The 25,162-nt window shown below is 60.2% G+C and carries 22 protein-coding genes and 1 tRNA gene; 13 read left to right on the forward strand and 10 right to left on the reverse strand.

Annotated elements, in window-relative coordinates:
- Positions 1-39: 39 nt before the first annotated feature.
- Complete coding sequence (locus ACK4R0_RS08085; RefSeq protein WP_409672865.1) at positions 40-711, reverse strand: protein-L-isoaspartate O-methyltransferase family protein; 672 nt, start codon at positions 709-711, stop codon at positions 40-42.
- Positions 712-968: 257 nt separating this feature from the next.
- On the opposite strand from ACK4R0_RS08085, the gene ACK4R0_RS08090 reads away from it, so the two are divergent.
- From ACK4R0_RS08090 to ACK4R0_RS08140, 11 genes are all read left to right on the forward strand, one after another.
- Positions 969-1,042: transfer RNA gene (locus ACK4R0_RS08090), tRNA-Cys, on the forward strand.
- 166 nt (positions 1,043-1,208) lie between these two features.
- Complete coding sequence (locus tag ACK4R0_RS08095) at positions 1,209-2,417, forward strand: tyrosine-type recombinase/integrase (protein WP_409672868.1); 1,209 nt, start codon at positions 1,209-1,211, stop codon at positions 2,415-2,417.
- Positions 2,418-2,426: 9 nt separating this feature from the next.
- Positions 2,427-3,278 (forward strand): hypothetical protein, encoded by an 852-nt coding sequence (locus tag ACK4R0_RS08100; protein ID WP_409672870.1) that lies wholly within the window; start codon positions 2,427-2,429, stop codon positions 3,276-3,278.
- Positions 3,279-3,320: 42 nt separating this feature from the next.
- Positions 3,321-3,629: a helix-turn-helix domain-containing protein gene (locus ACK4R0_RS08105; RefSeq protein ID WP_409672873.1), complete on the forward strand. Its 309-nt coding sequence runs from the start codon at positions 3,321-3,323 to the stop codon at positions 3,627-3,629.
- Between the two features lie 65 nt (positions 3,630-3,694).
- Positions 3,695-4,234, forward strand: coding sequence for a hypothetical protein (locus ACK4R0_RS08110; RefSeq protein WP_409672875.1), 540 nt, complete (start codon positions 3,695-3,697; stop codon positions 4,232-4,234).
- Positions 4,235-4,441: 207 nt separating this feature from the next.
- The gene (locus tag ACK4R0_RS08115) at positions 4,442-4,810 is read left to right on the forward strand and encodes a hypothetical protein (RefSeq protein WP_409672878.1); all 369 of its coding nucleotides are present in this window, start codon (positions 4,442-4,444) and stop codon (positions 4,808-4,810) included.
- A complete protein-coding gene (locus ACK4R0_RS08120; protein ID WP_409672880.1) occupies positions 4,807-6,702 on the forward strand; it encodes a type IV secretion system DNA-binding domain-containing protein in 1,896 nt (631 codons plus the stop codon). Before ACK4R0_RS08115 ends, ACK4R0_RS08120 begins: the two co-directional genes overlap by 4 nt.
- Positions 6,702-9,485 carry a MobF family relaxase gene (mobF, locus tag ACK4R0_RS08125; protein ID WP_409672883.1) on the forward strand — a complete coding sequence of 928 codons (2,784 nt, stop codon included), beginning with the start codon at positions 6,702-6,704 and terminating at the stop codon, positions 9,483-9,485. Before ACK4R0_RS08120 ends, mobF begins: the two co-directional genes overlap by 1 nt.
- A 41-nt stretch (positions 9,486-9,526) precedes the next feature.
- A complete protein-coding gene (locus ACK4R0_RS08130; RefSeq protein ID WP_409672885.1) occupies positions 9,527-10,447 on the forward strand; it encodes a nucleotidyltransferase and HEPN domain-containing protein in 921 nt (306 codons plus the stop codon).
- A 234-nt stretch (positions 10,448-10,681) separates the two neighbouring features.
- Positions 10,682-11,161 carry a hypothetical protein gene (locus ACK4R0_RS08135; RefSeq protein WP_409672887.1) on the forward strand — a complete coding sequence of 160 codons (480 nt, stop codon included), beginning with the start codon at positions 10,682-10,684 and terminating at the stop codon, positions 11,159-11,161.
- On the forward strand, positions 11,158-11,667 hold the full coding sequence (locus ACK4R0_RS08140; RefSeq protein ID WP_409672890.1) for an RNA polymerase sigma factor: 510 nt from the start codon (positions 11,158-11,160) through the stop codon (positions 11,665-11,667). The genes ACK4R0_RS08135 and ACK4R0_RS08140 overlap by 4 nt, the downstream gene beginning before the upstream one ends.
- Before the next feature lie 82 nt (positions 11,668-11,749).
- On the opposite strand, the gene ACK4R0_RS08145 is transcribed toward ACK4R0_RS08140, so the two are convergent.
- From ACK4R0_RS08145 to ACK4R0_RS08185, 9 genes are all read right to left on the reverse strand, one after another.
- Positions 11,750-12,118, reverse strand: a complete 369-nt coding sequence (locus ACK4R0_RS08145; protein ID WP_409672893.1) for a TrbC/VirB2 family protein — start codon at positions 12,116-12,118, stop codon at positions 11,750-11,752.
- On the reverse strand, positions 12,118-13,128 hold the full coding sequence (gene virB11 / locus ACK4R0_RS08150) for a P-type DNA transfer ATPase VirB11 (RefSeq protein ID WP_409672896.1): 1,011 nt from the start codon (positions 13,126-13,128) through the stop codon (positions 12,118-12,120). Before virB11 ends, ACK4R0_RS08145 begins: the two co-directional genes overlap by 1 nt.
- Positions 13,125-14,249: a TrbI/VirB10 family protein gene (locus ACK4R0_RS08155; RefSeq protein ID WP_409672898.1), complete on the reverse strand. Its 1,125-nt coding sequence runs from the start codon at positions 14,247-14,249 to the stop codon at positions 13,125-13,127. The genes virB11 and ACK4R0_RS08155 overlap by 4 nt, the downstream gene beginning before the upstream one ends.
- Entirely contained in the window at positions 14,249-14,953 is a 705-nt protein-coding gene (locus ACK4R0_RS08160) for a TrbG/VirB9 family P-type conjugative transfer protein (protein ID WP_409672901.1), read from the reverse strand. The genes ACK4R0_RS08155 and ACK4R0_RS08160 overlap by 1 nt, the downstream gene beginning before the upstream one ends.
- On the reverse strand, positions 14,950-15,741 hold the full coding sequence (locus tag ACK4R0_RS08165; RefSeq protein ID WP_409672904.1) for a virB8 family protein: 792 nt from the start codon (positions 15,739-15,741) through the stop codon (positions 14,950-14,952). Before ACK4R0_RS08165 ends, ACK4R0_RS08160 begins: the two co-directional genes overlap by 4 nt.
- Entirely contained in the window at positions 15,738-16,811 is a 1,074-nt protein-coding gene (locus tag ACK4R0_RS08170; RefSeq protein ID WP_409672907.1) for a type IV secretion system protein, read from the reverse strand. The genes ACK4R0_RS08165 and ACK4R0_RS08170 overlap by 4 nt, the downstream gene beginning before the upstream one ends.
- A 119-nt stretch (positions 16,812-16,930) precedes the next feature.
- Positions 16,931-19,312 carry a VirB4 family type IV secretion/conjugal transfer ATPase gene (locus ACK4R0_RS08175; RefSeq protein WP_409672909.1) on the reverse strand — a complete coding sequence of 794 codons (2,382 nt, stop codon included), beginning with the start codon at positions 19,310-19,312 and terminating at the stop codon, positions 16,931-16,933.
- A complete protein-coding gene (locus tag ACK4R0_RS08180) occupies positions 19,312-19,596 on the reverse strand; it encodes a type IV secretion system protein VirB3 (RefSeq protein WP_409672911.1) in 285 nt (94 codons plus the stop codon). The genes ACK4R0_RS08175 and ACK4R0_RS08180 overlap by 1 nt, the downstream gene beginning before the upstream one ends.
- A 4-nt stretch (positions 19,597-19,600) precedes the next feature.
- On the reverse strand, positions 19,601-19,891 hold the full coding sequence (locus tag ACK4R0_RS08185) for a TrbC/VirB2 family protein (RefSeq protein WP_409673277.1): 291 nt from the start codon (positions 19,889-19,891) through the stop codon (positions 19,601-19,603).
- A gap of 362 nt (positions 19,892-20,253) precedes the next feature.
- On the opposite strand from ACK4R0_RS08185, the gene ACK4R0_RS08190 reads away from it, so the two are divergent.
- Both ACK4R0_RS08190 and ACK4R0_RS08195 read left to right on the forward strand, forming a co-directional pair.
- Positions 20,254-20,499 (forward strand): hypothetical protein, encoded by a 246-nt coding sequence (locus tag ACK4R0_RS08190; RefSeq protein ID WP_409672914.1) that lies wholly within the window; start codon positions 20,254-20,256, stop codon positions 20,497-20,499.
- Between the two features lie 39 nt (positions 20,500-20,538).
- Positions 20,539-24,699, forward strand: a complete 4,161-nt coding sequence (locus ACK4R0_RS08195; RefSeq protein ID WP_409672917.1) for an RHS repeat-associated core domain-containing protein — start codon at positions 20,539-20,541, stop codon at positions 24,697-24,699.
- Positions 24,700-25,162: the final 463 nt, after the last annotated feature.

The following is a 25,162-nucleotide window of genomic DNA, read 5'->3' on the forward strand; positions in this document are numbered from 1 at the left end:
ATCTTCCCCCGCCCCTGCTGCCGGGCGGCGGTGCTGTATTTAAAAGCTGTAGCTTTTTGGCCGGGCAAAGGCCGCAAGCGGAGCAATATCGGTATCGGCGAAGGGGACGAGCGCGAAAGCACCGGCGCGACGGCGCCCGATGGCGAGTCGCGAAACACCGTTCTCGTCCACGCCCGCCAGCAACCGTCCATCTTCGGCCAGCTGTGCGATGATGGCATCGGGCACCTGCTGGACGGCACCATCGATGATGATCAGGTCATAAGGTGCGTTTGCTGCGTGCCCCTCCTGCAACGGCGATTCGATGATCGAGACATTGGCGGTAGAGGCGAGCGCTGCCCTGGCATGTTCGACCAAGGCATGATTGTCTTCGACCGCAACGACATGCGCGACGATTCCGGCGAGCAGCGCGGCGAAATAGCCCGTGCCGGCGCCGATCAGCAGCACCTTGTCGTTGCCGGACAGTTCGGCGCGGGTCAGCATCAGCCCGGTCGACAGCGCGGGATTGAGCACCCGGCCCTCGGCCAGGGTCACGGCGCGATCGATATAGGCGAGCGGCTTTTGCGCGGCGGGAACGAAATCCTCACGGCGGGCCACCGCCATCGCGGCGATGACGACGGGATCGCTGACGTCGCTGGGACGCAGCTGGCTTTCGATCATGTGCCTGCGGGCAGCGGCAAAATCTGGCGGAGCGAGTGTGTGTGTATCGGTCATGTCCAAGCGCCCTAGAATATGCGAACAGCGATGCAAGCCCTAACGGTCCGAACGATGCCGCTTTGATACCCTTCCGGTTGCAAATTGCAATCGAGTTCATATCATTCGCGGTTATGACACGGCTGTATTATTATGGCAATACAGCTTTTGCTCCATTTCTAAGGCGTTCGTGGCGCCGCCGCCCGAGCGCCATTCAGCGCGCTTGAGACTTGACTTTCAGCCCAAACCCGCACATTGCCGCGTCCTTCGACGCGGATGGCCCGATGGCGGAGTGGTTACGTAGAGGACTGCAAATCCTCGCACGCCGGTTCGATTCCGGCTCGGGCCTCCATAAATCTGTCCGGCGATGCCTGCCGACGGTTGAAAAAACCCCAGAAATCCGATAGTTTGGACCCATTCACTGGTTGTCAGTGATGGTCCTTGGTTGCCGCTAAACGTGGGCAATTAGGGCCTGATTTGGGGGCCTCGCGCAGGCCCCAAGATATCGAGGCCCCCATATGGCGCTAACCGATACCGCAGTTCGAAGAGCGAAGCCAAAAGACAAACCCTATAAAGTGGGGGACTCGTTGGGGCTGTATCTGCAGGTCAACCCTGGCGGAAGCAAACTCTGGCGCGTTAAGTACCGCCTGCATGGTGTGGAGCGGAAGCTATCTGTGGGCTCTTACCCCGAAATCACGCTTGCTGAAGCCCGGCAGGCGCGGGATGAGGCCCGCCGACAGCTTACCCGATCTATCGATCCAAATGCCGCAAAACGGCAAGCAAAGATCGAAGCCAGCATACGCGCCAGCAACAGCTTTGCTTGCGTTGCGGCGGAATTGATCGAGAAAAGGGCCAAAGAAGGGATATCCGAGCCAACTTTGACGAAGCTGCGCTACTTCGTGAAATTGCTTGGTCCAGATTTCGGCCGACGGCCAGTGGCAGAGATCACTCCGCAGGAAATCCTTCACGAACTAAGAAAAGTCGAGCGGCGAGGTCGCTTGGAAACAGCAAACCTGCTTCGCGCCTTCGCCAGCCGCGTGTTCCGTTACGCCGTAGCAACTGCGCGCGCTGAAAGGGACCCAGCACAACTGCTGATCGGCGCTTTGATAACGCCAAAGGTCAAACACTTCCCTGCGATCATCGAGCCCGCATCGTTTGGAGCATTATTGCGGGCAATCGATGGCTACAACGGTGATCCATCCGTGATCCACGCCCTTAAGCTGACCCCGCATGTTTTCCAGCGTCCAGGCGAGATTCGGCAGATGGAATGGACCGAGATCAATTTCGACAAAGCGGTCTGGACCATTCCTGCCGACAAAATGAAGATGCGGCAGCCTCATTCGGTTCCTCTCTCGCGGCAATCAGTTCAGATTCTGACAAATATGCGCGCATTGTCTGGCAGTGGTCGATACGTGTTTCCGTCCGTTCGTACGCGCGCCCGGCCCATCAGCGAAAACACCGTAAATGCGGCTCTACGTCGTATGGGATACTCGAAAGATCAAATGACGGCCCATGGATTTCGAACATCTGCATCGTCCATGCTAAACGAGTCTGGAAAATGGAACCCTGATGCTATCGAGCGGGCGCTGGCGCATATGATCGCAGGAAGCGTTCGCCGCATCTACAACCAGTCAGCCTACTGGGCGGAACGCATCGAAATGGCGCAATGGTGGAGCGACTATTTGTGTCAGCTCCGCGATGGAGGCAATGTAGCCGCTTCTCATTAGGAGAGGCCGATGGAAGACATGAAAGACGTATTGCCACTTCGCCTAATCGCCGCCCGGTTCATCAGCAGCGATGAACAGGCCGGAATCATTCATCTCGACCGTATTGCAGCGCACGCTTCGCGCACTATCCATAGGCGCTATTGGGTTTTGCGGCTGGCGCTTGGCGCTACCGCCCTTGCGACCATGATGACCCTCCTGCCAGGGATTTTCCTGACGCTGAGCAACGCTCCGGGGGCAACCACCGTCGTCATGATCGGATTGATGTGCTTCGCCCTGATGATGCTGACAATCATAGCCTGGCGTGTATTTCAATATGGTGGGCTGAAAGCGACAACGCCGCAGTCTGCGCTGTATGCAGACCGCGACGATCCGGCAGCACGGAACCTCGAACGGCTCTTTGCACTCCTTCAAACGGAGTCATCCCCGCGCGCCTTTTTCCGGATCGCAAATGGTGGGCGGCGCTATGTCGATCACCGCTATTTTTTCGGCAAGCTGCGCGCTGCCCATGTCGCGCCTGACAGCATGATTCGCAGCGCGCTATTCAGCCCGGTCGGGTCATGGTTCGATCGCGAACTGTTCCTGGAGGCGGACGTCGAAAGGCTTATCGCCGAGGCCAAAGCCGAGCCCAGCCGTGCCGGAGCGCCCAGGAAGTATGATTACACCGATGCCGTCATATCGCTGATCGAACATCCACAAGTGCGCGCAATCGATACTGCCAGAAAGCGTGGCAATCAGAAGCTGATTATCAGGCTTCTCGAAGACTGGTATCGCACCAGAAGGCTTGAAGTGCCGGGCGAGACCCAGCTGTCCGGATACGCCAAGCAGATCCTCGAGACGATTGCGAAAAATCGTTCCGCTTAATCCTTGCCTGCATTACCGGGGAACCACGCGGTTTCGCAGCGAATGAACCACGTCAATTGCCGGGCTTGGGTCAAAACGGCCGGAAAGCTGCACTTTGGTGCACCGCTGGAGCTGCCGACGCTCATCTGCAAACCATCCCGTCGCCAGCCGCATCGCGGCATTCAAACGGAGGCTACGATGAATGAACTCGCCTACTCAATTAACCGCACGGCCAAGGTGCTCGGCGTCGGTCGGAGCACCATCTACAAGCTCATCAAGACCGGCCAGATCGATGTCCTCAAGATAGGGTCACGCACTCTGATCACGACCGAATCGATCACGCGCCTGACCCAGACTCAGCGTCAGGTCTGATTTCCGATCAGCGCATTCCCCCCTGCCCCTTTTTGGGCAGCGTCTCTTCAACTGGAGCATGACACATGTCCATGATTCGCCGCGCCTTGGCGCGCCTTCTGGCCGCGCCAGACAACGTCACCATTCGCATCGTCACTGAACATCGCATCGCGCAATCTGTTCGGCCCATTATCGATCGGCTCGCTGCCGACAACGAAGATGGTTCCGCATACCGTTCAGCCCTCATCGCCTGGTTCAGTGGAGCACGTCCACCCATCGCGATCTATCAGGGCGACGACAGATTTTGTCGCATCGATGTACCGCTCCAATGGGCTGGCGATTACCCATTTCCGATTGGTGGCCTCGTGTTGAGCCCAGGGTTTACCGCTCACCTCAATCCGTTCGAGGCAAATGATCTTCGTGACCGTATGCGCAGAGCCATCGAAAGCACGATAATTGCCTGGCTCGATGAGAATGGCCCCCGTCACACCGGGCTAGTTCCAGTGCAGATCGACCGGACGGAAGCCGACCGCAAAGGCAAGGCAATGATCGCCGAATGGATGGCCCGGAAGCAAGCCGATCAGTCCGCCGAAACGCAAATGGCGGAGGCTCGGGATCATGGCTGAGCGGAGCACTTTGCTGGCAAAGTTGCAGGGCCGCGATGCTTCGCATCGGACCCGTACTTTGGATACACACCCCACGCACGCGTGCATCAAGGTTTTCTGCCACTTTTCGAGGCAGCGCAAAGGCAGCGCTATATATAGGCGGTCAGAAAATCCAGCTTTTCGGCTAATTCTCGAGGCAGCGTCCAGGCAGCGCGGGGTATCAATACGATGACCCTCGCTCGCCACAACATTCGCTTATCGGCTGCGCTCGAAAGGACGCTCCGCAAACTCGCCAGCGAGCATGGTGTTACGCCATACGCGATGCTTCAGCGCAGCGTAAAAGCAGGTATCGCTGCACAGAGTGCGGCGGAAGCCAGCGTCGATGAGAGCCGAGAACTCATCGCCGAGGTAGCCTCCATCAGCACCCGTTTGAATGACATTGAGCGGATGGTCGATCGCACATTGTTCACGGCCTGCGCAGCCTATTGTTATGCGCGCAGCGCGGCGATGGGCAGCGGAAAAACCGATGACATCATTCTGGGTGAAATCAACCGGGCCTATGATCGGCAAAAATCAGCAGCGGAAGGCCGGTCATGAGCGAGCCGCAGGATCGCCGCCTTCATGCAGAAACATTGCGGCGGCATGATCGCTACAATCAGGCGCAACGGTTCAAGCGGCATGTCGCGATCATGCTATCGTCCATAGCACTCGGCTCCTTCACCGCACCATATCTGATGCTTGACCCGAGCATCCTTCACGCAAGCGGCACATATTGTCATGCGCAGGTCCTAACCTGGTTCGGCGGCAGCACCGGCGGCGATCCCGGAATGACCATCCGATATGACGATGGCGATTACCTGGTCTCGGCACGCGCAGTCGCCGAGCATCCTTATTATCGCAATGCTGCAAGCATCAGCGCGTCGTTCATGTTTCGCGGAGCATTGCTGGGGTTCGCATGCTGGCTTTCCAGCCTGGTCATGCTGCGCAGAGTTGGTGCACGTCGCCGGGAGCTCGCCCTGCGCGATCGTGTCGTGGGCGGCACCATGGTGACGAGCCAGACTGCGCTTGCCAGAATGACCCAGGCCCATGCTGACAGCAATGCAATTACTATCGGACCGGTGCCAGTGCCGACCCGGCTGGAGACCCGCCACATGGCGATGGCCGGGACAACCGGGAGCGGCAAGACCACCGTGCTGCGGCAGATGCTCGACCGGATCGAGGCGCGCGGAGAGGCGGCTTTGGTCTATGACACCAGCGGTGAGTTCATCGCTCACTACTACGACCCCCAGCGGGGCGATATCATCCTCAATCCGTTCGATGCACGCTGCGCCTATTGGTCGCCATTTGCGGAGATTGCGCATCCGGCAGATGCCGACCGCATTGCGCAGCAGCTTGTTTCCGAGACCGGACAGGACGATCGCGATGTCTGGCTGGAAACGAGCCGCATCCTTGTCGCCAACATGCTGCGCGCGCTCTGGCGCGAGGACAAGGGCACATTGCCGGATCTTCTCCACGCGCTTCAGGTACGGACCAAGGACGATCTGAAGGCCTGGCTTGGGGACAGTTCGTCAGCCCGTACATTCGCCGACGATGCAGACCGGGCTACGGGCAGCGTGCTGTTCATGCTCGCCAAGGCTGCCAACCTGATCCAGTTCCTGCGCGTGCAGGATAAGGACGAGCAGGCGTTTTCCTTCCGCCAGTTCATTGCAGGGCTCGATACAAGACAGGGGAAGAAGCCCTGGGTTTTCGTCCCCCGGAAAGAGGACTATTTCGAGGCATCCAAACCGCTGCTCGCCTGCTGGCTCGAATGCGCGGCAAGCGCGATGCTTGGTCTCACGCCTTCGTCAGAGCGCCGGGTCTGGTTCCTGCTCGACGAGCTAGCCGACCTTCCCCGCGTCGATAATCTCACACGGCTGCTGCCGGAAGGCCGCAAGTTCGGTGCTGCTGTCGTTCTGACATTTCAGGGGATCGGCCAGATGCGCAACCGCTATGGCAACGATATTGCCGAGTCGATGCTCGGCTGCTGCAACACCAAGCTCTTTCTCCAGCTGACCGATGCTGAATCGAGGCGCTGGGCGAGCGACACGATTGGCACCTGCGAAGTCGAGATTCACACCATGACCGGTGCGCTTGGCGATAGTGAAGACAGGCCGAGAATCACGCTGGGCAAGCAGCGCACGATGCGGCCAGCGATCTACGAAAGCGAGCTACGCCTCGCGCGCTACGAAGGCTATCTGCTGTTCCCCGACGGGCTTCCCGTCGCACTCGTAACGCTGACAGCCGACCACATTGCGCAACGTGGAAAGCCCCGGCAACGCGCATTTGTTGAGGCAAACCCCACCACTACGCTTTGGCACCAGTCATCAGAATCTCCGGCGGCAGTGCAGGCAGAGCCCGCGAAGAAAGTCACCACAGAACAGCCGGAACCCGTGGCCAAGACAAACCCGCCAGAAGCACCGCCGCCCACCGTCGATGATGGTCCGATCTGATGGTTGCGTCGGTTTCCGCAATCACCAGCGCGACTCAGGCCAGCAGCTATTATGAAGCTGATGACTATTATGCTGACGATGGCCTGTCGCCTTCCCGGTGGAATGGAAAGGGCGCCGAGCAGCTTGGCCTTACCGGCGACGTGGATCGCGATGCATTCCGCGAATTGCTCGACGGCAAGATAGAGGGCCAGCAGCTCGGCACGATACGCGACGGCCAGCTGGAGCATCGGCCCGGTTGGGATGTCACCTTGAGCGCGCCCAAGTCGGTATCGATCATGGCCGAAGTTGCAGGCGACAGGCGGTTGATCGAGGCGCATGGACAAGCGGTGCAGACCGCGCTGGCCCATGTCGAGACGCATATGGCGGCAACGCGGGTCCGGCATGGCGGTAGCGTGACCCGAGAGGCAACCGGCAATCTCGTGGTCGCGAGCTTCCAGCATGGGACCAGCCGGGCACAAGACCCGCAACTCCATACGCATAATGTCATCATGAACGCGACACGGGCCGAAGACGGCTCGTGGCGCAGCTTTGAGCCACGTGCAATCTACCAGCTGCAGAAGCAGATTGGCGCAATCTACCGCCAGGAGCTGGCACTGAAGGTTCGCGAGGTGGGTTATGAGATCGAAATCGGAAAAGATTCGATGTTCGAGATCAAGGGGGTTTCCGGCGAAGTCCTTGCGGCGTTCAGCACCCGCAGCGCCGAAATCGTCGCAGCTTTGGGCGAGCGCGGGACAACACGCGATACCGCCAGCGCGGCAGAAAAACAGGTGGCAGCCCTGGATACCCGTGAGGCGAAAGTCGCGACCGATCAGGCTTCGCTGGTCGCCAAGTGGCGAGAGACAGCTGATCAGGCTGGCTTCGATGGTGCCGCACGGCGCGCTCTTGTCCGCGATGCGAACTCCAGTGCGGGCAGCGCAGCGAAGGCTGGGGAGCAAGCGAGACTCGCCGTACGCGCGGTGGCGCATGCCGCCGACAAGCTGGGCGAGCGGCAGTCGGTCTTTTCGGTTGCAGCGCTGCACGAGGAAGCCGGGCGCGTTGGTCTTGGGAAAGTAAGCTACGCCGATGTCCATGCAGCGATAGATACAGCTGCTGGCAGAGGCGAGCTTGCTAACCGCACTTTTGTCGATCGGCGCGGCGCAGAGTTTGCCGGGTTTACCACGCGCCAGAACATCGATGCGGAGGCCAGATTGCTGCGGATCGAAGCGGACGGCCGGGGCAGGCTTCAACCGATCGCAACGCCGCTGGCAGCAGCGAAGGCTGTTGCCATGGCGTCTCGCAAGGCCGAGCGTGCCGGTTTTGCCTGGAATACCGATCAGCGCGCTGCCACCGAGCAGCTTCTGACAAGTCGCAACCGGATCACGGCGGTCCAGGGCTATGCGGGCACGGCCAAGACCACGACCGTGCTCGCCACCTTCGCCCGTGAAGCCAAGGCACGCGGCGTGTCTGTCGTTGCCCTTGCACCCACGGCATCGGCGGCGATGGTGCTTGGGGCAGCGCTAGGCAGTCGCGGGGATACTGTCGCGCGCCATCTGCTGTCGCCGGAAAAGTCAGCGACCGGCCAGCCTGTTGCCTGGATTGTTGATGAAGCTTCGCTGCTTTCTGCTCGCGACACCGCGCGCCTGTTCGATCTGGCCGAGAAGCATGATGCCCGCATCGTACTGGTCGGCGATGTGAAGCAGCTGGGATCGGTCGAGGCGGGCGCGGCATTCGCACAATTGCAAAGCGCGGGCATGCAGACCGCCAAGCTTGGCGAGATTGTCCGGCAGACCAATGCTGCCACGAAAGAAGCGGTGCTGGCTTCGATCGAGGGTGACGCGAAGAAGGCGTTGGCAGCGCTGGATCGCGGCGGCGGTGCGATCATCGAAGCACCCGAGCGCACCGAGCGGTTCGAAGCGATAGCGCAGCGCTACGCCGCTCTCGACAAGCCCGGCCGCGCCCGCACATTGGTCATCGAGCCGTCGCGGGAAGGCCGCGATGTTCTGACAGCAGAGATACGAGAGGCGCTTACAAGGTCAGGAGCGCTCAGCGGCCCGACGGTTGTTGTCGAAAGCCTCGTCAACAAGGGGCTTACCCGAGCCGAGGCCCGCGATCCGCTGAGTTACGACAGAGGCGATATTATCCGATTTTCGAAAGATTATGCGGACAAGGGCGTAGCGCGCGGCGAGGCCTTCCGGGTCGAAGCGGTGGACCCGGCCAAGGCGGCGATTGCGCTGAGATCGGAGGATGGGCGCGAGGTGGACTGGCGGTTGCGGCAATGGGGGGCTGGCAACGTTCAGGTCTTCGAGGCGCAGCGGCTGGAGCTCCGGACGGGCGACAGCATCCGGTTCACGCGCAACGATCGCGAGGCCGGGCGAGTCAACGGCGCACGCGCCGAGGTCATCGCGCTCGATGCAGACGCCAGAACCGCCACCGTTCGCGGCTCGCGAGGACAGGTCCAGATATTGCAGGTCGATGCCGCCCGCGACCGGCACATCGCACATGGCTATGTCGATACAGCTTTTGCTGCACAGGGCCGAACCGCCGATCACGTGATCGTGCATGCCGACAGCCGTTCGACCAACCTGGTCGACCAGAAAAGCTTCTATGTCGGCATTTCCCGCGCGAAACAGTCTGCGACGATCGTCACCAATGACCGCGCAAAGCTTGTGTCTGCGATCAATGAACGTGCAGGGACGGTCCAGACCGCGATAGCGCAGGCGGCAGTTTTGCAACCCGCGGCAACAAAGGCGAGCGCATCGGGATTGACGAAATCCATCTCCTCGAAATTTGGAGCCGGGCTTTAGTCCTTGCCAAAGTCGGGATTGTTCCCGAAGATTCCTGTGCCATGCGCACCGATCTCGATCATCTTCCCGCCGCCAAACAGCGCGAGCTTGAACGCGTCGTCGAGACGATCTTCGACGAGTTTCGCGGGGCCACCGAGAATGCGACCGGACCGCGCAAAGGCGCGCGCATCCTCAAGATCATTCTGTTCGGTAGCCACGCGCGCGGCGATTGGGTCGATGCGCCGCTATCGGCGAACCAGTACAAATCCGATTACGACATCCTGATCATTGTCAGCCAGAAGGAGCTGACCGACCGCGCTGCCTACTGGGCCAAAGCCGAGGAACGGCTAATCCGGGCCTACACGATCGAGAAGACGCTCCATACGCCGGTCAACTTCATCGTTCACAGTCTGCATGAGGTCAACGAGGGGCTCTCGCACGGCCGCGTGTTCTTCATGGAGGTCGCGAAGGATGGCATTGCGCTTTACGAGGCGGAGGATCGGGAGCTGGCGAAGCCAAAACCGAAGACACCAGACGAGGCGTTGAAGGCAGCGCGCGATTATTTTGACGACGGGATGGCGGGCGCGATGTCACGCCAAAAATTGGCGAAGTACGCGGTGGCAGAAGGACTGTTCAAAGACGCCGCATTTGATTTTCATCAAACGACCGAGCGCCTCTACTCCTGCCTGCTTTTGACGCTGACCTTTTACACGCCCTACAATCACAATATTGCTTTCCTTCGCTCGCTGGCAGAGGGGCTGGATCGCCGTCTCTACGGCATATGGCCAGATGGCACCCATCGCGAGCGCGCCATGTTCCAGAAGCTGAAAGAGGCTTACACCAAGGCGCGCTATTCGAAGCATTACAGGATCAGCGAGGAAGAGCTGGCCTGGCTGGGCGAGCGAGTCGAGGAGCTAGGCCGGGTCGTGCATCAGGTCTGCACCGACAAGATCGCCGAGCTTGAAATCGCCGCCCGCAAGTAGGCGGCAAACCCGTGCGACTTGCCGGGACGCCCTCTATCTGGCATAATCTGCAGCACGGATTGGAACAACTGGCGGCCATTCCGGGGATTACCCTGCCAGGCATCATGTAGGTCCGGCTGCGCGTCGGACGGTTGCTGATAGCCGCTCCAGCGGCACCACAGCGAACACCGCTTGCCCATCCGTGCAGCATTGCGCGGACCGCCGTGGTGCGAGCTGAAAATGAACACCCCACATTTGAACGACGTTTACGCGCGCGAAGTCGTGATGGCGCGCGTCGGCCATCTCATTCGGCGCAAGCAACGGGAAATCGAACGTATCACTCGGATGTTGCGCAGCCTATTCGATCCTGCGCCAGTGCTCGCGCCTGAGCCTGGCAGGATAACGCGCATTATCCTGATCGGACCCTACGCCCGGCGATCATGGTATGAAGACCGCCGGACGATCGAGTTTTCCGATTACGAGTTCTGGGTCGTCGTCAATCATCCCCTCTTTACCGACGAACGCTGCTGGCAACGTGCACGGGCTACTATCGACAGAGAGCTCGGCAATCGATGTGCTGTGGATATCGAGATTTATTCGAAGTCCGAGATTCGCATCGCCAAGGCCGAGCGTGACACTTTCATTCTTGACCGGATCGAGGCAGGGATCGTTCTTTATCGCGCATCGCGCGATGCCGACCTTCATTCGACACATGGCTTGGGAGACCGGCCATGAGCACTGCAGTCTCCCATCATGCATTCGAAGAAATTTACCGGTCGGAATGGACACGGTTGCTCCACTTCTTCAGGCGGAAGATTGGTCCAGGCGATGCCTCCGACCTGGTGCAGGAAACTTTTGTTCGCGTCTGGCAAAGCAGCGCATTTGATCGGCTGGACAATCCGCAGGGCTATCTCACACGGACAGCTCAGAACCTACTCATCGATCTGACGCGCAAACGGCAGCGGAATGCATGCACAATCTGTCCACTGGATGAGGCTCGCGACGCACCACTGCCGCCACACCAGGAATGGGGTATTCAGGCTCTGGAACTGCGCGCAGCATACCGGCGCGCGCTTCTGGCATTGTCTCGGCGAACTCGGCGCATTTTCTGGATGCACCGGCTCAAGGGCATGTCGTACCGGCAGATAGCAAATCAGTTTGGCATCGGGGAGCCGGGCGTCGAATATCACATGATGCGGGCGTTGAGTTCTCTCAGGCGGGCCATGGTGAAAACGCATTGAGAGGCTAGTTTCACTGTGGGCCAGGGAAATTCTCTCCTTCCCCGGTCGCGACGCTCCTTGGCATCATGGTCGCAAATGACCCTCACTGAACCGGCATCGCGGCACCGGCATAAGGATCATATTCGGGCTGCCTGCTAATCCGGGGCATTGCCGCTGGTTGCTCCATTGTAACCGGAGGCACGTAAGGCGCATCAATCGCGCCAGGCTCCACCGCTTCCAGAATGCCTGATGCGATCAACGGCGCGCCGAACACTACAAAACAGCCCAGAATTGTCGTCACAGCACGCCGTATATCGATGCGGCCTGACATCATGCCAGCGCCGACAGCCGCTATTGCGATGACCGCTATTGATACTGCTATCGTTCCTGTAAGGGCCGCCTGCACCCAGGCGGCAGCTGTCGCCAGTGCACCAGCCTCAACGCTTGTCGCAAAAGGATCATAGCTATCCATTAGGCTGGCCAAAGCTGCGAGCCAAGCACCACAGCAGATACAAAGCGTCGTCCCTTCTCGCGCGATAGCTGGACGAACACATCGACGGTCGAGCGAACATAATGATGAATGTCGGAGCGACCAAGCTGCGTCCCAGCCTGCAATGCAAGCAGCGTGATCTGCTCGATCGCACCTTGCGGGCTGTCGGCATGCACGGTCGTCATTGATCCTGGATGCCCGGTATTGACCGCGCGCAGAAAGGCGAGCGCCTCGCCGCCACGCAGTTCCCCAAGAATGATGCGGTCGGGGCGAAGCCGCAGCGATGCGGCAACGAGGTCGTTCGCCGTTACCTGTGCCTCGCCAAGCTCACTGCGCGCTGCCAGCAGCCCGATGGAATTGTCATGGGTCATGCTCAGCTCAGGCGTGTCCTCAATCAGGATGAGCCGATCATCCTTTGGAATCTCGCGCAGAAGCGCGTTGAGGAACGTTGTCTTGCCCGTCGACGTGCCACCCGACACGAGGATATTGCGTCGCTGACGGACCGCCTCTGCCAGAAGCGCGGCGATGTCACCTTGCGCCAGAAGTCTTTCCAGCGTCGCGTCTGCCGCATTGTTGGCATCGGCTCCGCGTAGGGTCTGACTAAAGGCTCCAGCGTCGACATAATCGCCCAGGCTCAGATTTTGCGAGACATGCTTGCGTACAGCCAGGACCACATGCCCCCGCGTGGCAGGCGGCATCACTATCTGGATGCGCGAGCCATCGGGCAAGGCGGCTGACAGAAGCGGATGTTCGCGGCTGATACCCTGATGAGAGAGGGCTGCGATCTGCCGGGCAAGGCGTTCGAGTGTCACCGGACCCAACTCAGGCGCCTCCATGCGTTCGGATGACCCGCCCATGGTCTCGAGCCAGATTTCATGTGGCCGGTTCACGTAGATGTCGGTCACATCAGGCCGGGCAAGTGCCGCGCCAAGAGGCGCGAGGTAGCTGGTCAGATACACCTGGCCGATAGGAACAGGCCTGGCGCCCGTCACCTTCCCTGCTCCACGCCTGTAAAGTCGAGATCGCGCGCCACAAAAACGCTGATGCTTGTACCGCGCTTGACGGTGAGTGTGGGCGTAACCTGCTGCGGCTGAATGCGCTGGCCTGCTGCGCCGCCGAACGATCCCGGCAACGCTATCACCGTCGGCGAATCCACAGCTCGCGCAGCGGCATTGACGCCGATGTCGAGCACCGACTGCAGGATGGCACCGCCGAACCGTTCAAAAAAATGCGAGTTCACCCGGGCGCGTACCCCGTTGCGCCCCAGCGGATCGGCTGCAGGTGAATCTATAGCGACCGTCGCTCCATCAGGCCGGATCAGGCGCGTCCAGTTGATGAGCGCCCGGTTCTCGCCAGACTGGGTATCGGACTCATACTCGCCGATCAGGCGGCTACCGCGTGCGATGAGCACTCTTGTGCCATCAAAGCCTCGAACATCGCGCGACACGATCGCGCGGACGAACCCTGGCCGGGTCGAATTGAGCGCGGATTCAAGCACGGCCGGGATCAACGTGCCTTGCACGACGGAGGTACCGCGATTGGCAAAGGCACCGGCTCGCTGCCGGCTGGTGTCGCGCTGCGCTGCAGACGCGTTGCCGCCGGACGCTGCGGTCCCCCCGCCATCGCTTGCGACTTGCCTTCCTGACAAGGGCGCGCGCGGAACACTGCCGTTATCGATCACCAGAACAGGCGAGGCGTTGCCCGCTGGCTGGGTGGGCGCCGCGCCAGCGCCTGAGTTCGGTGGCGGAAAGTAGGCCTGCACAGGCGGCAATGGGCTCGGTCTCGACTGCGCCTCCGAGCGCGGCGATGATGGCATCTCCCGCAAGGGAGGCGCAGCCTGGGGGGCTATCTGGAAATTTGGTGCTAGTTGCTCCAGCTCCGGGGGCACATAAAGCATCGGTACGTCCGGTCCGCCTGCCAGATCGACACGCCCCGCCACGACAGCAGGTGCCTGCAGCGCGCGCCGACGTCCGTCGAGCACCAGAAACAATGCAATCGCAAGCACCCCGAGCACAGCTACAAACACCCACGCAGGAAGCGGCCGCCGCGTGCGAGCGACGGTTGGCCGGATATCGGCCTCAGCGGTGATTTCCGGTTCAGCCCTGCTCGCCATCAGCGGCTCTCCTTGGGCAGGATCCTGCGCGCATGGGCTGTGCGTTTGTCGATCCGGAACGTGAGGCGCGGTGCTACCGCATCGATCACATAGATTCCGTCGCGCATGGCTCCGTTGACCATTCGTTCCTCGCCTCGCTCGTCCACCGTATACATGGCCGGCAGCGCGACATCTGCAGGCCAGATGATATAAGTATGGACGCCATCATCCCCCATCTGGCTGGGATACAACCGGTAGTCTCCGCTCAGTCGATATTCTCCCTCAACCTCATCAGCGTCGCCAGAGCTGACAACCGGAACTGCTCCGGTTGAGGTAAACGTGAATCGCACCGTATAGGGCGCGTTCGGGCCAGGGCTGTCCAGGGCATGCAGATCGAACAGATAGACCCGCGTATCGGTGATCACGGTCATATTGCTGTCTGCCCCGACGCTGGCGGGCTTGACGAACAGATGCGTCCCACGCTGGTTGGCTGTCACCAGCCATGCACTGCTGTCGCCGACCGCGACGGTCTCGATTTTTTCATCTGGCGCAAATTCGACGCTGAGCTGATATCCGGTGGCAACCTCAAGGCGAACGATCTGGTCGGCCTGATATTCCATCGTGCGCAGACGCGGATCGCCTGGAGGACCCATCGGCTGCACAGGCGGCATGCCGGGAAGAGCCATCTGAAGCATCAGCATTGCGATCACGCCGGTCTGGATCATGGCACTGCCCCGTCCGACAACCGTCGCTGCATGACGGGCGGCACCGAAGACGGCGTGGTTGACCGAAGTGTTGAGGCGGCAGGCTGGTTCAGAACCGGGACAGGCGGCGGCAGGGTTTCGGGATCGCGCTGGTAGCGCACGACCTGGAATCCCAGGGGATTGAGGTATCGATCCTCTACGCGTAGCGGTTCGCCTGCAAAACGGTAGCTGACCAGCGCTACCCAGCTTCCCGTCACACGCGGCGGCGCCCCTCTGTCAGAGCGGCGGGTTTCGAACCGGACCATGGCCTTGCCGCTTGTCATAGGAGAGACGCTCTTGACCACCGTATCTATCACCGTCGAGCGCGAATAGCGGGTCAGCGGGCTTTCGGGGTTCGTGGCCTGCATCATCGCAGCATAGCGCGCGCGCGCGCTGTCGGCTGACCAGAGCGAGACCTTGCGATAACTGGATTGCACCGAATCGATGTCGAAGCTTTCGCGGGCGATGACGTATTGAACGAGGAACGACTGGGTGAGCGCAGCATCGCCCGAGATCCGCTGAGGTTCCAGCGGGTCAACAGCCTGGACGAAGCCTGTCTGACGGTCGACGAGCAACGTATAAGGCTCCACTGTCTTCAGCGGTGTCAGCAATACGAGCGCCAGCGCCAGCAGCATCGCTACTCCGGTTGCGATGCTGGCAACGATCCAGGCGATGCGCCTGGATGAACGCAGTGACTGCTGCTGGTCATGCGCCCAGGTGCCAGCCTCGCGGTAATACGCCTCGCGCTCGGCCTTGGTGTCCTGCTTCACGCGCGGGCATCCCTTCTGTCAGCGCTTCGGGAAACGTGCCGTGCGGTGCGCCGACGATGCGATTGCCCAAGCGGGGTGATCGTCGCCGAAACCTCCTGCCGGGTAACCGCTTGAACGGGAACTCTCTGTGATCCGGGTCCAGTCATGGCCAGGGTGCCAAGGTTCGCCTCGCGACGCTGGCCCGATGCAACAGCATCGGCGACCATTGCTGCGCGCGATCTCTCCGCCGACGGAGTGGGAGATGGCACATTCGCAATGCGGTCACGCTGCTGAAAAAGTCCAGTTTGCGTGGCTCCCAACGGCCCAGCAACCACAAATCTGGCAAAGCCAAACCCCCAGGCCAGACGCGTCAGCGCGCCCAGGACCGCCAGCAGCAGGATTGCGAACAACAGGCTCATTGTCAGCAGTTCGACCGGCGCGGAGGGCACCGCAATCCCTGCGGCGCGCGCATTAAGCAGGCTGCTCAGCCACGGTTCGTAGAGCGCCAGCTGCACGCCCAGCAGGATTGACGTGCCCAGACTTCCCAGCGCCGCACCCAGCAGCACCCGAAGCCAGCCGGCAAACAGCCCGCGCGTCGCATCAAACAGCACAAACGCAATGAACAACGGCGCGATAGCGAGCAGCAAGCCTGCAATCAGCCGGACCGTGCCGAATGCGCCAAGCACACCCAGCAGGAACAACATGCGCGCGCCGCCCAGCGCAAACGGCTCAAACCCGGCAAAGAGCGGCGGCATGGTGTTGAGGTTGGCGGACCGCAGCCCGGTCCCCTCTATCGCTAACGCCACCATGGCTGCATCGGTGGCCTCCAGCCTTGTAATCATCCCGCCGCTACTGCCCGGCAACCCTGCCGCGCCGCCGATCGTTGAACTGAGCTCTGTCGGTGCGCGCACGGCGACGTCGAACACGATCGTCCGATAAGCGGGCCAGCTGGTAGCCAGCGTCAGCACGATGCCGATCTTCACAAAGGCCAGCACGCCCTCTCGCAAACTGGGCACCTCGCCCAAGATCATGCGATAGCCGAAGATCGCAACGAAGATGGTGAGCAGGGCGGTCAACAGTGCCCAGAGCATCGATCCTGGGCTTGCCAGCGCCTGATAGCCGGCAGCGCCGATGGTCAGCGCCTCGCAGTCGAGGAAACGCAGTGTATCGCCCAGAAAATTGCCGCCGGGGGTTGGAACCGGGCACGCCATCACAGCGCCTCCATCAACGCCGGAATCCACACATCAGGATCATCGCCCACCCGCGCCCGCAGTTCATCGAGCGCCCGCACGCTGCTCTCGCGCCCGGACAGGATGGTCAAAATCTCGCGCTCGCCCGACAGATTGAGCCGCGCGACGACGCTGTGCGAGCCATGCTTGATCAGGAAGCAATGCGCACTGTCCGGCAGCGAGCGGACCAGATCGAACTCGTGCGCGGTTAGTCCGAACCCGTCGATATAGTCGGCCGCTCGCGCCTTGGGGTTGGCCATGAAAATCTGCGTGGCGGCCTGCTCGATTATGGCGCTGGCGATCCGGCTTTCGAGCGCATCCTGCGCGCTCTGCGTTGCAAAGCCGACAATGCCGTTGCGCTTGCGGATGGTCTTTTCCCAGTCCTTGATCCGCCGCACGAACACCTCGTCATCGAGTGCCTTCCAGCCTTCATCGACGACGATGATCGCAGGTGTTCCATCAAGGCGCTGCTCCACCCGATGGAACAGATACAGCATCGCCGGGCTTCGCAGCGCCGCATTGTCGAGGATCTGCGTCATGTCGAACCCAACCGTCGCGGCGTTCAGATCGGTGAGGTCATGCGGGTTGTCGAACAGCCAGCCATGCTCGCCCTCTCCCCACCAGGGCCGCAGGCGCGACCACAGGTCGTCGCTGCGCGGACGATGACCGCCGCGGAACAGCTCGACCAGATGACGCAGCCGCCGATGCTCGCTCGGCTGCTGGAAATTCGCGTCGATCGCATCCTTGATCTGCGCGGCTTCCTCTACATCCACGTTGCCAGCCAACAAAGTAAGCCATTCGATCAGGAACTGCCGGTTGCCGGGCGTGTCGTCGATCTGCAGAGGATTGAGCCCCGAAGGCTGGCCAGGGCGCAGCACATCATAGCTTCCGCCAATCGCGCGGATGAATAGCTCCGCCCCGCGATCCTTGTCGAAGAACACGATGCGCGGATGAAACTTGCGCGCCTGCGCCAGCAGAAAGTTGAGCACCACCGTCTTGCCCGATCCCGAAGGGCCGATCACGGTAAAATTGCCGAGATCGCTTTGATGGAAGTTGAAATAATACGGCCCCGCCGCTGTGGTCTCCAGCAGGCTAACAGCATCGCCCCAATGGTTACCTTGGGACTGTCCCAGCGGGAAATTGTGACAGCTGGCGAGCCCGGCAAAGTTGCGTGTCGAGACCAGCCCTCGCCGCGCGATATAGCGGAAATTGCCCGGAAACTGCGCCCAGAAGGCGGGCTCCAAAGCAATCTCTTCGCGGACGGCAATCGCGCCAAGGTCGGCCAGCATCGCCTGCGCTTCGGCCACGCCCTGATCGACCTCTGCCGGGCTGCTTCCCCTGATGGCGATGGTCATGTGATGCTCGCCAAAGCTGGCACGGCCAGCAGCGACATCATCCTTCGCGGTGGCCAGCTCATCGCGCAGGCTCAATGCCTCATCCTCGGCCGAGCGCATACGCCGCAGCGCCAGGTTCATCCGCGACAGCGCCGCTGCGCGATCAACAAAACCGAAGCTCTGCGACAGCACCATCTCGAACGGTAGCCGCAGCAGCTCGTCGAACATGCCCGGCGCGGTCTGCGCAGGATAATCCTTGATCGACACGATGCCGAGATAGCTTGGCGGCGATAGCCCCGCCTTGCCCAGTTCCACCGTCTCCTGCCCGAAACTGATCCGGCGATAGGGCAGATAGCGGCCGATATCCTGGCGCGGCAGCAGCACCGGGCGCATCTCTCCATGAAATAGCGAAGACAGGAACTCCAATGGCTCGGAGCACGGCCCCTGCGGCGTGTCATAGACACCGAGCAGGCGCGGACCATAGCTACCCAGCGCCGAGACCAAAGCATCGCGCGCAGTGTCGAGCTGGCGTAGATCCTGCGCAGCTTCCGCCTCGTGGTCGAGCGTAGTGCGCCCGAGCAGCGCGCGAACCCGGTCCAGCGCGCCGACCTGACCGCGTAAGGGCCTGCGCACCAAAGTCAGGAACAGGTCGTTGATATAGAGCTGGCGCGATTGCAGCCGCGCGCGCCACGCTGCGTCCAGCCGCTGCGAGAAGCTGTCGGGAAACTCCGCCTCCAGCGCCATGTCCACCCGCCTGCGGACGATATGGTGATAGATCGCGAAGCTCGAACTGCCGATCGCCTGCAGCAACGCATCGCGCAGCCGCGCGCGATAGTTGATCTCCTCGCTGTCTGCCGTCTCGAAATGCAGGCCGCGTAGATGCAGCATCTGCGTCAGCATGCCATCGCGAGTCTCGATTGTATGGTCGTTGACGTGCCGGGCATAAGGCAGGTGCTCGCCTGCCTGTTTCTCCCGCGCGATAACCTTGGGATCGCTGGCCAATGGTGGCAAGAGGGGCGCGGTCAGCATCAGGGCTGATAAGAGTTGCATTGCCAGATCGCGTGATTGCGGATGCGCGGGCAGCGGCCCAGGCGCACCAGCCACAGGTCGAAAAAGCGCGGCTCGCGAAGGCACAGCAACATGCCGGTCAGATGGATCAGCAGCGCCACCGCGACGATCCAGCTCGAACGGAAGATCAGGAACAGTTCGGTCGCGATTACCGCATTGGCGACGAAATAACTGTACGTCACCCCGGCGAACATCTGCGGCCGCGTCAGCGCGATGAACACCGATGTCCGCTCGATGCTTTCCACCGCGTCAGTTGCCCAGCGTCGCAGTGGACTGGATGCCCGCCACGATGCTGGCCGCGCCGAACAGGATGAAGCATCCCAGGATCACGGTCGCACCATAGCGCCAGTTGATCCGTCCGGTGAGCATCAGAAAGCCCACTGCTGCCACCGCGATCACCGCAACCACCGTCGCGAGCGTGCCCAGCAATGTGCCTTGCAGCCACTGTACGGCCGAGACCAGCACGCCCGAGCCTGCCGGATCGGCCAGCGCATCTTGTGCCATGGCGCGATCGTAAACCGAAGCTAGCGCTGCCAATATGCCTATGCCGAGTCGCGAGATATTCAGCTGCACATCGCGCCCCTTTGTCAAATTGCGGCAATACTTGCTTCACCAACAGACACATTCCGCAGCCGTAATCCATATGCCACTTGCATAATAAGTGCGAGGTCAAACAGACACTACGTCGCGTTCCTGCAGTCTTTGCCAATGTTATCGGCATGCAATTCCCATTGCAATATGGATTGTTGAAATAAATGCTGATGGTGTTTCATACAAACGGCAACGTTATTATGGTTAATGAAATAGCAAAAATAACAAACCATTTTTTACTAAATTTGTATCTTGAATTTTTGGGCATGCTCTGGAACTCTTACTGAGTTTGATGAGCAGGGGAATCGCAGATGACGCTTGAACTTCACTCGATCCATCCCAAGAAATTATGGATAATTGTAGCGCTCGTGTTGTTTGTAACAATACCCTTGGGTGCCGCTCGTGCCACCGAGACAATAACCTACACGTACGACGCGCGGGGCCGTGTCATTAAGGTTGAGCGCACCGGCACTGTAAACAACAACGTCAATGCGGATTACACACACGACAAGGTTGATAACAGAACCAATGTGACGGTGACGGGGTCGCCGAACTAACGCATCTTTTCCATTTCCTGATTGCAGGAGTATCAGTTCATGACCATCGCGCCCAGATTGCTGGGGTCTGCGGCTGGAGCAGCTATAGCTGTTGCCCTGCTCGCAGAACCGGCGCTTGCCCAAAGCCAGGTTGCAGACCCTGCCTATCGCACGGTTGACGAAAATGGCGTCGATCTGGTGTCTGGCGGCTTTCCGCTGCTATTCGTTGAAGGAACGATCGGATCAGGGCCCGGCGAAATCCAGCTGATCCGCAGAAGTGCCAACCCGAGCGCAAAATCCAGCCAGTGGGACGGCTATCTTTTTTCTCTCAGTCGTTCCGGAGGGGTTGCGACGATCACGATAAATCTGGGAACCCGCAGCGAGACTTTTACCGGTTCATCGGGCAGCTATACAAATACGTTGGCCAACGGATCGACCCTGACTGGCGCTGGCGGGTTGTTTACGCATACCAGTGCGGACGGCACCGTAATCCAGTTTGGCGATCCGTCGGGTCGTCCCAATGGCGGTGCCACCAGCTTTTGTGCCACCGATGCCGAAGCAGGATGCTTTCTTGCACCGCTGACAATCACCGAACCGGCCGGGAAAACCACCACGCTCGAATGGACGCTTCATGAGCTGTGCTCGACTGAGTTCAATGAGGATTTCACGCTCGACTGCCAGTACTTCTGGCGCCTGGGCAGTGTCAGCAACAGCCATGGCTATGGCATAGGCTTTGCCTATCAAACCGACAGCGTAAGTTGGGGGTCCATGCCCTCTACCAACTGGTATACGCGGACCGGCGCATCCTTTTTCAACTATGAAGTCGGCACGACGGCGCAAGCAGCGGTCACCTATTCCTATCCCGACAGCAACACGACAGAGGTCACCGACACCGGCGGGAGGGTCTGGCGATTTACTGGCGCCAGTTCCGTAACCGGAATCCGCAAGCCCGGCGCCAGCGCCGATACCACCAGCATAACCTATGGCACAAACGGGGTGACATCGGTCACGCGCGACGGTGTCACGACAGGATATGCCCGTTCGGTCAGCGGCAGCACCGGAACGATGGTAGTGACCAACGCCCTCTCGCAGCAGACGACCATCGTCTCCGATCTCGCAATCGGTCGCCCGACATCTGTAACCGATCCGCTCAGCCGCACCACCGGTTATACTTATGACGGCAATGGCCGCCTGACCCGCATCACTGCGCCGGAAGGCAACTATACCGAGTACACGCTCGATGCGCGAGGCAACGTCACGCAGACCCAGAATGTCGCCAAATCAGGCTCCGGTCTTGCGACGATCACGACGACGGCCAGCTACCCATCAAGCTGTTCCAGCCCGATAACCTGCAACCAGCCAACCAGTGTTACCGATCCGCGCGGTAGCACCACGGATTTTACCTATGACAGCGTCCATGGCGGGGTGTTGACGGTGACAGCGCCCGCCCCGGCATCGGGGCTGACCCGTCCGCAGACGCGCTACAGTTATGCGCTGACCAACGATGAATACCTGTTGTCTGAAGTATCACGCTGCCAGACCGGTGCGGCCTGCGCCAGCACCGCAGATGAAACCAAAGCCACGGTCAGCTATAACAGCAATGGTCTGCCAATCAGCATTACGCGGGGTGACGGCACAGGTGCGCTCGCCGTAACCCAAGCCATGACCTACGACCCGGTCGGTAACTTGTTAACGGTCGATGGTCCGCTAGCAGGCAGCGCCGACACGGTGCAGCGGCGGTACGATGGGGCGCGACAGCTGACCGGCATTGTTGGCCCCGATCCCGATGGTGGCGGCACCCTAAAACACCGTGCACAGCGAAATACCTATCGCAGTGACGGACAGATCAGCCAGGTTGAAGTTGGTACCGTCAACAGCCAGTCCGATGTCGATTGGGCAGCTTTCACCTCGCTGCAGCAGAACCTGATCGGATATGATGCAAATGATCGGCAGGTAACGAGCACGCTCACTGCCAGCAGCGCCACTTATCAGGTCACCCAGTACAGTTACGACGCGGTAGGCCGGATCGAGTGCACGGCGTTGCGGATGAACAGCGGAGCATGGGGGGCACTGCCCGGTTCAGCCTGTAGCCTGGGCGCCACCGGCTCATTTGGGCCAGACCGGATCAGCCGGACCAGCTATGATGCTGCCGGGCAGGTCGTCAAGGTGCAAAGCGCCTATGGCGTGTCGGGCGAGCAGGCTGACGAAGTCACCGCGACCTACACTGGCAACGGGCGGGTGGCGAGTGTCACCGATGCCGAAAACAACATGACAAGCTATGTCTATGATGGCCATGACCGGATGTTGCAGACACTGTTCCCGGTGGCGACAAAGGGCGCTGCCACCAGTTCGACCAGTGATTATGAGCAGCTGGCCCATGATGCCGCCGGCAATGTCACCAGCCGGCGCCTGCGCGACGGTCAGGTAGTGGACTTCGGGTATGATGCCCTGAACCGGCTGACGACGGTTGATCGGCCAAACGTGGCATGGATGGAGACCGATCTCAGCTTTGCATATGACAATCTCGGTCGGTTGGTTTTTGCGGGAGACAGCTGGCCGCACAGCTTTACGTTCACTTACGATGCGCTGGGCCGCCAGCTCACCGAAACCAGCGCGTGGCTCGGCACGACCAGCTGGACCTATGATCTGGCAGGGCGCATGACGAGGCAAACTTGGGATGATTATTTTTATGTCACTTACGACCACCTGCTCACGGGTGAAGTGAGCCACATTCGTGAGACCGGTGCGACATCGGGTGTCGGTGTGCTGGGCATTTACGCCTATGACGATCTTGGCCGCCGCATCAGCCTTACGCGGGGAAACGGCACGGTGACGGGCTACAGCTACGATCCGGTACCGCGGCTCACTGCGCTGATCCATGATCTGGCAGGCACTGCCCATGATGTGGGCTTCAGCTACGGCCACAACCCCGCAGGCCAGATGATCAGCAGCACGCGCGATAACGATGCCTATGCCTGGACGCAGCATTACAACGTCAATCGCAGCTACACCGCCAACGGGCTCAACCAGTACAGTGCTGTGGCAGGCCTGTCGCCCAGCTATGATGCGCGTGGCAACCTCACCAGCACCGGCTCGGGCAGCTATACCTATACGGTGGACAACATGCTTGCGACCGCGCCGGGTGGCAGCTTTGTCTATGATGCGCTGGGGCGTATGTTTCTGCAAACGGCACCGGGCGCACTGCTGCGCTATGCGGGCTCTGCTCTAATTGCAGAATACACTGGCGGCGGCACCATGCTGCGCCGCTATGTGCATGGTCCGGGCAACGATGAACCTTTGGTGTGGTATGAGGGCAATGGCACCGCCGACCGCCGCTGGCTGCACGCCGACGAACGCGGCAGCGTCGTCGCGATCAGCGATGCAGCAGGCGCGATGCTGGCGATCAACGCTTACGACGAATATGGTATTCCGGGCTCGACGAACATGGGGCGGTTCCAGTACACTGGGCAGACTTGGATCCCTGAGCTTGGCATGTACCACTATAAGGCCCGCACATTCTCGCCGACGCTGGGCCGGTTCCTACAGACTGATCCGACCGGCTATGGAGATGGAATGAACATGTACGCCTATGTTGGAAATGATCCGGTGAACCGGGTTGATTCCACTGGCATGGAACATGAAGACATAATAGTTGTTACAGGTATAACACCTATAAGAGTCAACGAGGGGCCATTGGCTCGCTCTGGCGGCGGCGCTGGTGGTGGTGGAGGTGGCGCCACGCCCGCCATTATCGTCGTAACAGCAGAAAAGCCGCAAAAGGTGCCGCCGTTCAGTTCTCCAAGTTGCGCAAACGCCTTCAAGGAAGGTGGTCAAATTGATGTGGTAGGTATCACGGGAACCGCCACGCTTGCGGTTGGGTGGACCGCCACGCGAGGAACTTGGGTCAATCGGAGTACAGGTACGACGGGCAAGTTTACGACAGTAGGTTTCACCGCAGGTGTAGGAGTGGGTTTGAACGTCGGTGAAATGACTTATTCCGGTCTCGGTGCATTTGCTGGACCTTCGGATGGCTTTTCGATCGGAGCAGGCATCGGAATCGACTGGCTGTCGGTTGGGCTTTCTTATTCTCATGCATCCAACTCGTCGGGTTCTGGCTCCGGTGGAGGTCTTGATCTCGGATCCAGCGCATTTCCATTCCTGAATTTGACTGGGAGTTATACAGAAACGACGGTTTCACAATGCAAGTATAAGGGGAATTGACTTGGACATTTTCCCTATCTTCATTGCTCTTCTTTTGATTATCGGAATAATCCGCGCACTCTTGATCGGCGACGCCTCAGCGGGTGGAAGCTCTATATCCCGATCGTCAGAGCCGATATTGTATTGGATTGTCTTGGCGCTCGCGCTTGCTGCGGCAGTATTTTTGCTGGTTTGGGGTTTGAGGTAAGCTGCTGGTGAGATTTACAATCGTCTCGCGATACTGGAATAATCGCCGCAAAGTGGGCACGAATACGATACGACTGAACAAATTTGCAGCGTGCCGCTGTCGCCGAGTCAGAGAGGGCAGATAAATCGCGCAACCGCAGTGCCGGATGGCATGATTGTTCCAGGCAGAAGCGAGGGAACCTATCCGGTTGGAGGCTGGTTGTTCGGAATCATCCCAACCACCGGCGGGTATGTCACCACCCGGTTCTCCGCTAACGGGAACATCGCGGTTAACACT

Source organism: Blastomonas sp. (assembly GCF_046294995.1).
Lineage (GTDB): Bacteria > Pseudomonadota > Alphaproteobacteria > Sphingomonadales > Sphingomonadaceae > Blastomonas.

Coding starts and splice junctions, on each gene's coding strand:
- ACK4R0_RS08175 (WP_409672909.1), bottom strand. CDS start 19,312: ATGCTGACCGCGCCCCTCTTGCCACCATTGGCCAGCGATCCCAAGGTT.
- ACK4R0_RS08085 (WP_409672865.1), bottom strand. CDS start 711: ATGACCGATACACACACACTCGCTCCGCCAGATTTTGCCGCTGCCCGC.
- ACK4R0_RS08110 (WP_409672875.1), top strand. CDS start 3,695: ATGTCCATGATTCGCCGCGCCTTGGCGCGCCTTCTGGCCGCGCCAGAC.
- ACK4R0_RS08155 (WP_409672898.1), bottom strand. CDS start 14,249: ATGGCGAGCAGGGCTGAACCGGAAATCACCGCTGAGGCCGATATCCGG.
- ACK4R0_RS08095 (WP_409672868.1), top strand. CDS start 1,209: ATGGCGCTAACCGATACCGCAGTTCGAAGAGCGAAGCCAAAAGACAAA.
- ACK4R0_RS08115 (WP_409672878.1), top strand. CDS start 4,442: ATGACCCTCGCTCGCCACAACATTCGCTTATCGGCTGCGCTCGAAAGG.
- ACK4R0_RS08170 (WP_409672907.1), bottom strand. CDS start 16,811: ATGCTCTGGGCACTGTTGACCGCCCTGCTCACCATCTTCGTTGCGATC.
- ACK4R0_RS08190 (WP_409672914.1), top strand. CDS start 20,254: ATGACGCTTGAACTTCACTCGATCCATCCCAAGAAATTATGGATAATT.
- ACK4R0_RS08100 (WP_409672870.1), top strand. CDS start 2,427: ATGGAAGACATGAAAGACGTATTGCCACTTCGCCTAATCGCCGCCCGG.
- ACK4R0_RS08140 (WP_409672890.1), top strand. CDS start 11,158: ATGAGCACTGCAGTCTCCCATCATGCATTCGAAGAAATTTACCGGTCG.
- mobF (WP_409672883.1), top strand. CDS start 6,702: ATGGTTGCGTCGGTTTCCGCAATCACCAGCGCGACTCAGGCCAGCAGC.
- ACK4R0_RS08160 (WP_409672901.1), bottom strand. CDS start 14,953: ATGATCCAGACCGGCGTGATCGCAATGCTGATGCTTCAGATGGCTCTT.
- ACK4R0_RS08195 (WP_409672917.1), top strand. CDS start 20,539: ATGACCATCGCGCCCAGATTGCTGGGGTCTGCGGCTGGAGCAGCTATA.
- ACK4R0_RS08145 (WP_409672893.1), bottom strand. CDS start 12,118: ATGGATAGCTATGATCCTTTTGCGACAAGCGTTGAGGCTGGTGCACTG.
- ACK4R0_RS08120 (WP_409672880.1), top strand. CDS start 4,807: ATGAGCGAGCCGCAGGATCGCCGCCTTCATGCAGAAACATTGCGGCGG.
- ACK4R0_RS08130 (WP_409672885.1), top strand. CDS start 9,527: ATGCGCACCGATCTCGATCATCTTCCCGCCGCCAAACAGCGCGAGCTT.
- ACK4R0_RS08105 (WP_409672873.1), top strand. CDS start 3,321: ATGAACCACGTCAATTGCCGGGCTTGGGTCAAAACGGCCGGAAAGCTG.